Consider the following 12,020-nt stretch of genomic DNA (forward strand, 5'->3'; position numbering starts at 1 on the left):
GCATGCAGACGTATCGCTTAGGACTGGTGGCGTTTCAGTATCTTGACTTGCACATCGCCATCGTCCGTCTTCGGCATATCCTTCATGCTGCCCAGCTGCAGGGCGAACTGGCGCGTGAATTCGGCGCCCAGGAAGAAGATTTGCGCTGAATAATATACCCACAGCAGCAGGGCCACGAGCGAACCGGCCGCGCCATAGCTGCTGGCCACGCCGCTATTGCCGATATACACGCCAATGGCATATTTCCCCAGTGAAAACATGAAGGCCGTGCCGATGGCGCCGATCAGCACGTCGCGCCAGGACAGGCGCACGCGCGGCAGCATTTTATAGATGACGGCAAACAGGCTGGCGATGACGGCAAAGCCGATCAGGTTCGACAGGATGGTAAACAGCACGGCCGTGTCCTTCCACACGCCTTCCCAGAAGTTGGCGAGGATGGCCATGGCCGCATTGACCACCAGCGACACCATCAGCAGGAAGGCCAGCACCAGCACCAGGCCGAAGGACAGCAAGCGCGTGCGCAGCATGTCCCAGGCGCCCGCTTCCTTCAGCGGCGGTACTTGCCAGATTTCATCGAGGCTGGCTTTCAGTTCGGCAAATACGCTGGTGGCGCCGAACAGCAGCAGGGCGCTGGCGATGAGGGTGGCGATGCGTCCCTGTTCATGGTTCTTCGCGCCGGCCAGCACCAGCTGGATGGCTTCGGCGCCCTGCGTGCCCAGCAATCCCTGCAGTTGCCCCATCAGTTCGCCGCGCGCGGCGGCCGGGCCATAGAAAAAGCCGGCGATGGCGATCACCAGCACGAGGATGGGGGCGATGGAAAACAGGGTGTAATAGGCGAGGGCCGCGCCCTTGCTCGAGGCGCGGTGTTCCAGCCATTCGGTGACGGAACAGACGATGACACTGCGCATCTGCTTGCTGAACGGCGCCAGGCCGGCCAGTCTGGGATAGCGGGTAGAAATATTCATGGTGGCTTTCAATGCAAAAAAGGGGCGCGAGCCCCTTTTTTTATTCACAAGTGGCGTACCACTGTTTAGCTTACTGCACGCGGCGTTCGATGGTGATTTGTTCCACTTCAACGCGGCGGTTTGGTTCCAGGCACTTGATCAGGTCGGCACGCTTCTTGTTATCGCAGGTGACGACAGGATTGGTGGAGCCCTTGCCTTCGGCCGTCAGGCGGTTGGCGGCGACACCGTGGGCGACCAGGTATTCCTTGACTGCATCAGCGCGCTGCTGCGACAGTTTCAGGTTGTACTTGGCCGAACCGATGCGGTCGGCATAACCACTGATGACGACGTTGTTGACGTCCGGCGCTGCGTTCAGCACGCGGGCGATTTCGTCAAGCTTGGTCTGTGTCGGGCCCAGCTTGGCGCTGTCGAACGCGAACAGTTCCGTTGCTGCCATCGTCACTTTTTCAAAGCGTGCTGGCGGTGGCGGCGGTGGTGGCGGCACGACCACGACGACTTCTTCACGCACTGGCGGCGGTGGCGGTGGTGGCGGCGGTGCAGGTGGTTTGTCGAACGCGAAGTTCAGGCCCACGGTGACGTAGTAGTTGTTGGCCTTGCTGCTCGGGTCGAACGTATTGCCGCGCAGGAAGCCGTGCACGTTGCGCACGTCAGCCTGGAACGACAGTTGATCGTTGATCGTGGACTGGAAGCCCAGACCGACGCTGGCGTAAGGCGAGCTCTTTTTGCGTTCGCCGAAAGCGAAGCTGGTGTCCTTGTCGCGCTGCATGCCGGCACCGACCAGCAGGAAGGGGCGGAAGGCTTTACGCGAGAACATGTACAGACCGTCTACGCCCAGCGTATTTTGCTGGTAGCGCTGTTGGCCATCCTTGGAACGGGCATACGTGGTGCCCAGCTGGATATCCCAGTCCTGGGAAACAGGTTTACCGAAACGCAAGCCTGCGCCATACCCGGTTTTATCCGTAGCGAAGTCGGAATCTGGCTTGAGTGCGTTGAGGCTAGGTTGAATGTACCAGGAAGGATTGATTTCCTGGGCCTGTGCGCCGAGGGCGGAGCACAGTACTGCGGCGGCAACGGCGATTTTTTTTAGATTATTCACAAGTAACTCCCAACGTTGATAAGAGATTTTCTCTAATGCATCAATGCGACAACTGCCAGACATGCTTTGCTAGAGATAGACAACAATTCCAGGTGCGCTTTCTTGCGATAAATGCACTGCTGTTGGAGTAGAGAATACGGTTGCAGGTTCACGTGGTCGGTGCGTTAGCGCACAAAGCATTGTTGTATATCAATGGTGTTGCAGATTCACGACAACTACTTCGGTGTTGAAAAAAACTAATTCGCCTCCGGAAAATTTTGCAATCACGGCCATATCCTGGCGCCGTAACTGGAGGCAATCGTACGACTTGTTACCAGCATGCCACTGTATATTAGCAACAATGATGAGCTTGATAACTAATATTACATTGATGTTGTATTCCTGCCGCGTTCTGTTGTTTTTCCGGGCTTCTCTCGGGCAACTATCGTGCGCCGCAGTCAGCTCCGCCACTTTTCATCAAGGAGTTACCCGTGCCTGACCACCCCCGTGCTGTTTCTTCCCCGTTGTCCGGCAAATTGGCCCCGCTGGGTCTGCTGGCGGTGCTGCTGTCGCTGGGCATGGCGATGCCGGCCTGGGCCGATAGCGGCGTGTCCCTGTTTTCACCGAGCGGCACGGTCAAGGCCGTGCGCCAGGTACGGGCCCAGTTCTCCACGCCGATGGTGCCGTTCGGCGACATGGGTTTGCCCGCGCCGTTCGCCATCGATTGTGGCAAGGCCGAACCTGCCGCCGTGGCGGGCGCGGGGCGCTGGGCCGACGAGCGCAACTGGAACTACGATTTCGAACGCGACTTGCCGGCCGGCGTGGCGTGCAGTTTTAGCTTGAAATCGGGACTGAAGGACCAGGCAGGCAAGCCCTTGCAGGGGACGGCATCCTACCGCTTTTCCACGGGCGGTCCGGCCATCGTCGAGGCCGTGCCATATGACGGTCAGCCGTATATCGATGAAAACCAGATCTTCGTGCTGGGCCTCGACGCCGTGCCGAACGACGCCAGCGTGGCCGCCAACGCGTATTGCCGCGCCGATGGCATCAATGAAAAGATTCCCGTGCGGCAGCTTGTGGGCAAGGAACTCGAGCAGGTACTGACCCTGCGCAAGAGTTTTCTCGACCGCTACCTGACCGTGTATTTCAAGAAGCGGGGCACGCTGTGGAAAGTGGGCATGCCCGTCGCCAGCAAGGGCGCGCCGCCGCTGCCTGTGACCGTGTTTCAATGCAAGCGCAGTTTTCCCGCCAACGCCAAGGTGTCGCTCGTGTGGGGCGAGGGCATCGCCAGCGCCAGCGGCATCGCCACGGACAAGGCGCAAACGCTGCAGTTCAAGACGCGTCCCGATTTCACGGCCAAGTTCAGCTGCGAGCGCAGCAATCCGAAGGAGCAGTGCATTCCCTTCCTGCCCATGCGCGTGCAATTTTCCGCGCCCGTGAGCGCGGCGCAGGTACGCGCCATGACCCTGAAGGGCGGCGGCAAGACGTATGCGCCGACGATTGCAAAAGAAGAAGAAAAGGCGGAATTCCTGTATGGCGCCACCTTCAATGGCCCGTTTCCCGTGCAGGCCAGTTTCGTGCTGGCCCTGCCGCCGAAGCTGACGGATGACGCGGGCCGCGCCTTGCTCAACCGCGCGCGCTTCCCCATGACGGTGCGCACGGGCGAACAGCCGCCGCTGCTGAAGTTCCCGGCCCCGTTCGGCATCATCGAAGCCAAGGGCGATGGCTTGCTGCCCGTCACCGTGCGCAATATCGAGCCTGTGCTCTCCGGCAAGGAAGTCGCCCAGCCAGCTGCCGCCACGGGCGCCACCTTGCGCGTGCCCGACAATGACGACAAGTTCATCATCGAGTGGATGCGGCGCCTGGCCGGCAATGGCGACGGGGGCGAATACTGGCAGCCGTACGCCCAATATGCGGGCAACATGAGCAAATCCGTGCTGGCCGACGCTGCCGGCACGCGCCCCATCAGCCTGCCTCGTCCGGACGGCAGGAAAACCTTTGAAGTGATCGGCATTCCTTTGCTGAAACCCGGCTTTTATGTGGTCGAGCTGGCCAGCCCCATCCTCGGCAAGGCCTTGCTGGGCAAACCGACGACGGCCTACATCCGCACGGCCGCGCTGGTGACGAATCTGGCGGCCCACTTCAAGCATGGCGCGCAATCGTCGCTCGTGTGGGTGACGTCGCTGGACAATGGCGCGCCTGTTGCGAAAGCGCAAGTGGCCGTGCGCGACTGCGCCGGCAAGCTGCTGTGGCAAGGCACCACGGGCGCGGACGGCGTGGCGCACATCCCCGGCGAGCTGGCCAATTCCTCGTGCAAGAACAATGGCCGCTACTTTATCAGTGCGCGCAGCGGCGGCGACATGACGTTCACCCTGTCGGACTGGGTGGGCGGCATCGAAGCCTGGCGTTTCAATTTGCCCACGGACGACACGCGCGCCGACAACACCTTGCTGGCCACGGTATTCGACCGCACCTTGCTGCGCGCCGGCGAAACCGTGCACATGAAGCATTTCATCCGCAAGCACACGGGCGAAGGCATGAGCCTGGTTGACAAGAACAACGGCCCCGGCAGTGCCACCTCCATCGTCATCACGCACCAGGGCAGCGACCAGAACTACCAGCTGCCCCTGCGCTGGTCCGCCAGCGGCACGGCGGAAAGCGACTGGCTCATTCCCGCCGATGCCAAGCAGGGCGAATACAGCGTGACGATGGCGGGCCGCCCGTCCGGCAGTTTCCGTGTGGAAGCGTTCCGCGTGCCGACCATGAAAGCCGTGCTGCAGGGGCCGAAGGCGCCCGCCGTGCAGGCGAAACAGCTGGCCCTCGATGCGCAAATCACGTATCTGGCCGGCGGCGCCGCCACCAACGCGCCCGTCAAGCTGCGCACGGTGCTGCAGGACAAGAGCGTGACCTTTGCCGACTATCCCGACTATAGCTTCAGCAATGGCGACGTGAAGGAAGGCCTCGTCAAACAGGGCACCGGTTACGACGACGATGAGGGCGAGTGGCAGGACGAGGGCAATGGCGGGCGTGCCGGTGCTGGCGCCACGGCCGCGCGCACGCAAAGCTTGACCCTGGACAAGGCGGGCGGCGCGCGCATCGTCATCGACCAGCTGCCGCAGCTGTCCACGCCGCGCGACCTGGTGGCGGAAATGGCCTTCCAGGATGCGAATGGCGAGACGGCCTCCGTGGCGACAAGAGTGCCACTGTGGCCATCGAACGTCGTGATCGGCATCAAGCCCGACGCCTGGGCACTGAGCAAGGATGCCTTCAAGTTCACGGTGGCCGTACTCGGTACCAATGGCAAGCCGGTGGCGAACGCCCCGGTCGCCGTCGACTTTTTCCAGCGCAACAGCTATTCGCACCGCCGTCGGCTGATCGGCGGCTTCTATGCATATGAAAACAGCAGCGAAGTGGTCAAGCTGGGCCCGGCATGCTCGGGCAAGACGGACGCCAAGGGCCTGTTGATCTGCGACGTGAAGGCGCCCGCCAGCGGCAATCTGATTTTGCGCGCGCGCACGCAGGATACGTCCGGCAACGCGGCGGTGGCCAACCGCGAAACCTGGGTGGCCGGCAGCGGCGACTGGTGGTTCAACGCCAGCGACAATGACCGCATCGATGTGCTGCCTGAAAAGAAACGCTATGAACCGGGCCAGGAAGCGAGCTTGCAGGTGCGCATGCCATTCCGTTCGGGCACGGCGCTGATCACGGTCGAGCGCGAAGGCATCCTCGACACCTATGTGCGCCAGCTCAATGGCCGGGAACCGGTGGTGAATATCCCGGTCAAACCAAACTACGCGCCGAATGTATATGTCTCCGTGTTTGTTGTCCGGGGCAGGGTCGATGGCGTGCAGCCGACGGCCCTGGTGGACCTGGGCAAGCCCGCTTACAAGATGGGCATTGCGCCGCTGAACGTGGGTTGGCAGGCGCATGAACTGAACGTCATGGTGGTGTCCGACAAGGAAGTATATAAAACACGCGACAAGGCGGAAGTGTCCGTGCGCGTGCGCCGCGCCGATGGCAAACCGCTGCCGGCTGGCGCCGAAGTGGCGCTGGCAGCCGTCGACACGGGCTTGCTGGAACTGATGCCCAACGATAGCTGGAAGCTGCTCGACACCATGATGGCGCAGCGCAGCCTGCAGGTGGAAACGGCGACGGCGCAGATGCAGGTGATCGGCAAGCGCCACTTCGGCCGCAAGGCCTTCCCGGCCGGCGGTGGCGGCGGCAAGGGCGCCAGCCGCGAGCTGTTCGACACCCTGCTGTTCTGGAAGGGTTCCGTCAAGCTCGACGCAAAAGGCGAAGCGACGGTGCAAGTGCCGCTGAACGACTCGCTGACGGCGTTTCGCATCGTCGCCATCGCCAGCGCCGGCAAGGAATTGTTTGGCACGGGCAGTACGGATATCCGCAGCTCGCAAGACTTGATCTTGATGTCGGGCTTGCCGACCCTCGTGCGCGAAGGCGACCAGTTGCGCGCCGGATTTACCGTGCGCAACACCTCGGCCGCATCCTTGAGCGTGGACCTCAACGCCAGCGCGGCCGGCGAAGCCTTGCCGCGCCAGAGCTTGACCCTGGCGGCGGGTGAAGCGCGCGAAACGGGCTGGGATTATCAGGTGCCGCTCGGCGCGACCAGCATTGTGTGGGAGATAGTCGCCAAGGCGGGCAGCCATACGGATAAACTCAAGATCACGCAAAAGGTGGGCCAGGCCACGCCCATGCGCACGTATCAAGCCACCTTGCAGCAAATCGACAAGCCCATCAACATGTCCGTGCAGATGCCGTCCGGCGCCTTGCCGGGCCGGGGCGGCATCCAGACGAGCTTTGTCGCCAAACTGGGCGGCGAGCTGCCCGGCGTGCGCGAGTACATGGCGGCCTATCCGTACACCTGCTTCGAGCAAAACACGTCGAAGGCCATCGCCCTGCAAGACCAGGATGCGTGGAACAGGCTGGCCGCCAGCCTGCCCGCCTACCTGGACAGCGACGGCCTGCTGAAATACTTCCCCATCATGGAGCAGGGCAGCGACAGCCTGACGGCGTATGTGCTGTCGGCAACGAAAGAGGCGGGCTATGCGATTCCCGAACAGACGAAGAACCGCATGGAGGCAGCCTTGACGGCCTTCGTGCAGGGCCGCATCGTGCGCCGTTCCGCGCTGGACACGACCGACCTGGCCGTGCGCAAGCTGGCCGCGCTGGAAGCGCTGTCGCGTTCGAACAAGGTGCCGCCCGATGCCCTGGAGAACATCAGCATCAGCCCGAACCTGTGGCCGACGTCCGCCGTCATCGACTGGAGCTTGTTGCTGCAACGCACGCCAAGCCTGGCGCGCCGCGATGTCCTGCTGGCCGAGGCGCAGCAGATATTGCGCGCGCGACTGAATTTCCAGGGCACGACCATGGGTTTTTCCACCGAGCGCAAGGATAACTGGTGGTGGCTGATGGTCTCCGGCGACGTCAACGCCAACCGGCTGCTGCTGGCCGTGATGGACAATCCGGCGTGGAAGGACGACATCGGCCGTCTGGTGCGCGGCAGCATGGGCCGGCAGAAGAAGGGTCGCTGGGATACGACGGTGGCCAACGCCTGGGGCACCCTGGCGATCGCCAAGTTCTCGGCCAAGTTCGAAGCTACGCCCGTGACGGGCGCCAGCGCCGTCAAGCTGGGCACCGATACGCAAGCCCTCGTGTGGAATGGCGCGGCGAAGGTCGGCCCCGTGCTGCAAGCGTGGCCGAAGGGCACGGACACCCTGGGCCTGGCGCACAGCGGCACGGGCAAGCCTTGGGCCACCGTGCAAAGCCTGGCCGCCATCCCGCTCAAGGCGCCCGTCTCCAGCGGTTACACGATCAAGAAAACCATTATGCCGGTGGAACAGAAGACGGCGGGCGCCTGGTCGCGCGGCGATGTCTACCGCGTGCGCCTGGACTTGTCGGCGCAGGCGGACATGAGCTGGGTAGTGGTCGACGACCCGATCCCGGCCAGCGCCACGGTGCTGGGCAACGGCCTGGGGCGCGATTCGCAGCTGCTGACGGCGGGCGAAAAATCCACGGGCTGGGTCTGGCCCACGTTCGAAGAGCGGGCGTTCGACGCTTTCCGCGCGTATTACGCCTTCGTGCCAAAGGGTAACTGGAGCGTGGAATACACGGTGCGCCTGAACAATGCGGGGGATTTCAGCTTGCCGGCCACGCGCATCGAAGCCATGTATTCGCCCGAGATGTTTGGCGAGTCGCCGAACGCGAATGTGAAGGTGGCGCAGTGAAAGGGTTTGTTTTACTGATGGGCGGCTTGCTGGCCGGCCCGGTCTTCGCTGAAGCGATATTGACGCCGGCCCAGGTGCAGGCCGCGTACCGCAGTTCGGAAGCGCAGCTGCTGGACCGCAGCGGCGTGCCGCTGCAATCCTTGCGCGTGGACATGAAAGTGCGCCGCTTGCCGTGGGTGCCGCTGGCAGACATCTCTCCCGCCGTGCAGCAGGCCGTGCTGCTGGCGGAAGACCAGCGCTTCATGCGCCATGGCGGCGTGGATGTGTCCGCGCTGGCCACGGCCGCCTGGGACAATCTGTTTTCCAAGAAACCTCGGGGCGCTTCGACCATCACCATGCAGCTGGCAGGCCAGCTGGACGCGGACTTGCAGGCGTCTTCGGGCGGACGCAGCCTGCGCCAGAAATGGGACCAGATGCGTGCGGCCCAGGCTATCGAGGATAGCTGGAGCAAGGCGCAGATTTTCGAAGCGTATCTGAACCTCGTATCGTTCCGTGGCGAATTGCAGGGCATCGCCTCCGCCTCGTACAGCCTGTTCGGCAAGGCACCGTCGGGCCTGAACCAGACGGATGGCATCATTTTGGCCAGCCTCGTGCGGGCGCCGAATGCGCCGCCGGCCACCGTCACGCGCCGCGCCTGCGCGCTGGCGAAGGAGTGGCGCATGGACAGCAGCTGCCAGCTGATCGGCCAGCGCGTGCAGACGGCCTTGCAGCGTAACGCCCTGTATGCGGAGCTGGCGCCGGCGCCGCAAGTGGCGCAGCAACTGTTGAAACAGCCGGGCGCGCAAGTGGCCAGCACCCTGGACGGCCCCTTGCAGCGTTTCGCGCAGGAGAACCTGCGCCAGCAACTGGCGTCCTTGCGCGAGCGCAATGTCAACGATGGCGCCATCATCGTGCTGGACAACCGCAGCGGCGACATTCTCGCCTATGTGGGCAATGCGGGAGGCAGCCATGTCGATGGCGTGGCGGCCCTGCGCCAGGCCGGTTCCACCTTGAAACCGTTCCTGTATGAACTGGCCATTGAGCGCCGGCTGATGACGGCCGCGTCCGTCATGGACGACTCGCCGCTCGACGTCGCCACGGCGTCCGGCATGTATGCGCCGCAAAACTATGACCGCAATTTCAAAGGGTATGTCAGCGCCCGCACCAGCCTGGCCAGTTCCCTCAACATTCCCGCCGTGCGCACGGTGTTGCTGACGGGGCAGGACGGCTTCTATAACCGCCTCAAGGATGTGGGCCTGTCCAGCCTGACGGAACCGGCCGAATACTACGGCCCATCGCTGGCGCTGGGTTCGTCCGAAGTAAGCCTGCTGGAACTGGCCAACGCCTACCGTGCGCTGGCCAATGGCGGGCTGTACAGCACGGCCAGCCTGCAGCCGGGCCAGGCGGGCAAGGACCGGCGCCGCGTGATGGAGCCGGGCGCTGCCTTCATCGTCGGCGACATCCTGGCCGACCGCGCCGCGCGCAGCATGACCTTTGGCTTGCGCAATGAGCTAGGGACGAATTTCTGGAGCGCCGTCAAGACGGGCACGAGCAAGGACATGCGCGACAACTGGTGCATGGGCTACTCGGCGCGCTACACGGTGGGCGTCTGGGTGGGCAACTTCGACGGCAAGCCCATGTGGGACGTGTCGGGCGTGACGGGCGCCGCGCCCGTGTGGCGCGACGTGATGGATTACCTGCACAAGAACGTGCCCAGCCATGCCCCGAAAGCGCCGCCCGGCGTATTGCAGCAGATGGTGGCGTACCAGCCCGCGCTGGAAGCGCCGCGCCGCGAATGGTTTATCGCCGGCACGGAAAGCCCCGTCATCGCCGTATTGGGCGACACCGTAAAGCCACCCGCCATCGTGTATCCGGCCGAAGACAGCATCCTCGCCATCGATCCCGACATCCCGCCCGCCTTGCAGCGCGTGTTCTTCCAGGCCCAGGGCAGCCACGCCTTGCGCTGGGTGCTCGATGGCAAGGACATGGGCGGCGCAGCGGAGAGCATCAGCTGGCGTCCCGTGCCAGGCAAGCATGCGCTGGCGCTCGTCGACGGCGCCGGCAAGACGGTGGCGCAGGTGGCGTTTCAGGTGCGGGGGAATGCCTTGGCGCAGCTTGCCGCACAGGGCAAATAATCAGTTCGATGGATAATTCGCCGGATCGATGGCTGGCGTGACGTAGTGCCGCAGCACATCGCCGCCGTGCGGATGCTTTTGTGTGCGGCGTTTTTCTTCCGATGGCGGGCTGACCAGCACGATGGTCGCTTCGTCCGGATTGCGCAGGTTCACCACGGCGCTGATCCCCCCATCGCGGTAGCTGCCCATCACGCCGATGGCCATCTGCACGAACAGGGTGGCCGCGCCCGTGTTGCCCAGTCGCTGATCCGTGTCGATCCACTGCGCCGTGTTGCCGCTGTCGAGTTCCGTGCCGCCATCTTCCGCATGTTTCAGCAAGGTCTTGTGCAGCGCAACCAGCTGCGCCTGATTGCCGCCCGTGGCGGCGACCAGGCGTGCCGGTGCGGCGGGACGCTCGGCTTCCGGCAAGCTGCGCAAGGCTTCCTGCCAGCCCGCCTGCAATGCCTGTTCGCGCTGGTCCTTGCGCGTCAAGGGTTTGCCCTCCTTGTCGAGCATCCTGACGAACGTGGGCCTGTGGATGAAGCCGAAGGTGGGCAGGCGGTCCAGTTGCGCCAGTTGCTCCTTGTTGAACGGCAAGGGAAACCAGGGCGTGGGTTGCCAGTCTTTCGGTGGGTGATAAGTCTTGTGCTGGAGCTTGTCGAGCATGCTGAAGCTGCCCGTGCCGCGGATGTCGGGACGCCGGGCGAATTGTGCGGCGACGGGGAGCCATTCGGCGATCGTGGGCTGGCGCCGGGTGGTGGCTGCCGGATCGCTTTCCAGACGTTCCTGGGGCACGGTGCCCATCAAGTCATAGTAGGCCAGATACAGGCGCCGCGCCACGCCGTAGGTATTCAAGTCATCGACGCTATCCTCGGGCGGTGCATCGTCGTAGGCGAACTTTCGCACGGCATCGATGCGCTCGCGCCGGGCCAGCACGAACAGGGCCGAGGCGTCGGGCATTTCGGGAATGTAGCGGCCGTCATGTGTGAGCGGCGGCGAGTTGTCCGGGCTGTACAGGTTGCGCGTTGGCATGCTGTCTTCGGAATTGAGCACAATGTAAGGCACGTCGGGATGGGCATCGAAAAAGGCAAATACGTCTTCCAGGATGCGCTCCGGATGTTCGCTCAGGCGGCGCGGACCACTGGCGAACAGATGCCAGTGCAGACCGGATGACGCGGCGCCACCGGCCAGGCCTATGGCTGGCGAGTCGGGGCTGTCCAGCATGCGCGAATTAAAGATCGGTGGCTCAGCATTGAAAACGGGGACGCCGAAGTACATGGGAATATCCCTCGCCCCATTTTCCAGCGTGTCGCCACCGCGGCCACCTGCTATCCCAGCTCTTTGCATGGCATCCCAGGTGTATTTTTCCTTGTCCTGTTCGCGGATGCTGGCGTAGGCGTTTCCCTTTTGTAGCGCTTCCCACAGTTTTCCCTGCCGGTATTTGTCCAGGGTGACGCCCAGACCGATGACTTCCAGCACATATTCCCGCTTGTCCTGTTCGCTGGGCGCCGCCTGCTGCACTTGTGGCTGTGCGACGGCCACAGGCTTGGACGCATGCAGCCAGCGAGAGCCGAGCAATGTGGCTGCCACGATGGGCGGGATCAGCAAGAACCATTGCAGGTGCTTCCATATTTTGCTGCTCATT

The 12,020-nt window shown here is 63.3% G+C and carries 5 protein-coding genes; 2 read left to right on the forward strand and 3 right to left on the reverse strand.

Annotation, left to right across the window (positions count from 1 at the left end):
* Positions 1-17: 17 nt before the first annotated feature.
* Both LSO07_RS09875 and LSO07_RS09880 read right to left on the reverse strand, forming a co-directional pair.
* Positions 18-965 carry a YihY/virulence factor BrkB family protein gene (locus LSO07_RS09875; protein ID WP_070255091.1) on the reverse strand — a complete coding sequence of 316 codons (948 nt, stop codon included), beginning with the start codon at positions 963-965 and terminating at the stop codon, positions 18-20.
* A 70-nt stretch (positions 966-1,035) separates the two neighbouring features.
* Positions 1,036-2,061, reverse strand: a complete 1,026-nt coding sequence (locus LSO07_RS09880) for an OmpA family protein (RefSeq protein ID WP_034786319.1) — start codon at positions 2,059-2,061, stop codon at positions 1,036-1,038.
* A 470-nt stretch (positions 2,062-2,531) separates the two neighbouring features.
* Between LSO07_RS09880 and LSO07_RS09885 the strand changes: the two genes are divergently transcribed.
* Together LSO07_RS09885 and pbpC are read left to right on the forward strand one after the other, a co-directional pair.
* Positions 2,532-8,282, forward strand: coding sequence for an alpha-2-macroglobulin family protein (locus LSO07_RS09885; RefSeq protein WP_225317235.1), 5,751 nt, complete (start codon positions 2,532-2,534; stop codon positions 8,280-8,282).
* Between the two features lie 17 nt (positions 8,283-8,299).
* A complete protein-coding gene (gene pbpC, locus LSO07_RS09890) occupies positions 8,300-10,396 on the forward strand; it encodes a penicillin-binding protein 1C (protein WP_151094143.1) in 2,097 nt (698 codons plus the stop codon).
* Here pbpC and LSO07_RS09895 read toward each other — a convergent pair whose 3' ends face one another.
* Positions 10,397-12,019: a type VI lipase adapter Tla3 domain-containing protein gene (locus tag LSO07_RS09895; RefSeq protein ID WP_191909612.1), complete on the reverse strand. Its 1,623-nt coding sequence runs from the start codon at positions 12,017-12,019 to the stop codon at positions 10,397-10,399.
* Position 12,020: the final 1 nt, after the last annotated feature.

Origin of the sequence: Janthinobacterium sp. PLB04, from assembly GCF_021165895.1 — a bacterium.
GTDB lineage: Bacteria > Pseudomonadota > Gammaproteobacteria > Burkholderiales > Burkholderiaceae_D > Janthinobacterium > Janthinobacterium lividum.

Excerpts from the sequence above, each read along its gene's own strand:
- LSO07_RS09875 (WP_070255091.1), bottom strand. The coding sequence starts at position 965 with ATGAATATTTCTACCCGCTATCCCAGACTGGCCGGCCTGGCGCCGTTC.
- pbpC (WP_151094143.1), top strand. The coding sequence starts at position 8,300 with ATGGGCGGCTTGCTGGCCGGCCCGGTCTTCGCTGAAGCGATATTGACG.
- LSO07_RS09895 (WP_191909612.1), bottom strand. The coding sequence starts at position 12,019 with ATGAGCAGCAAAATATGGAAGCACCTGCAATGGTTCTTGCTGATCCCG.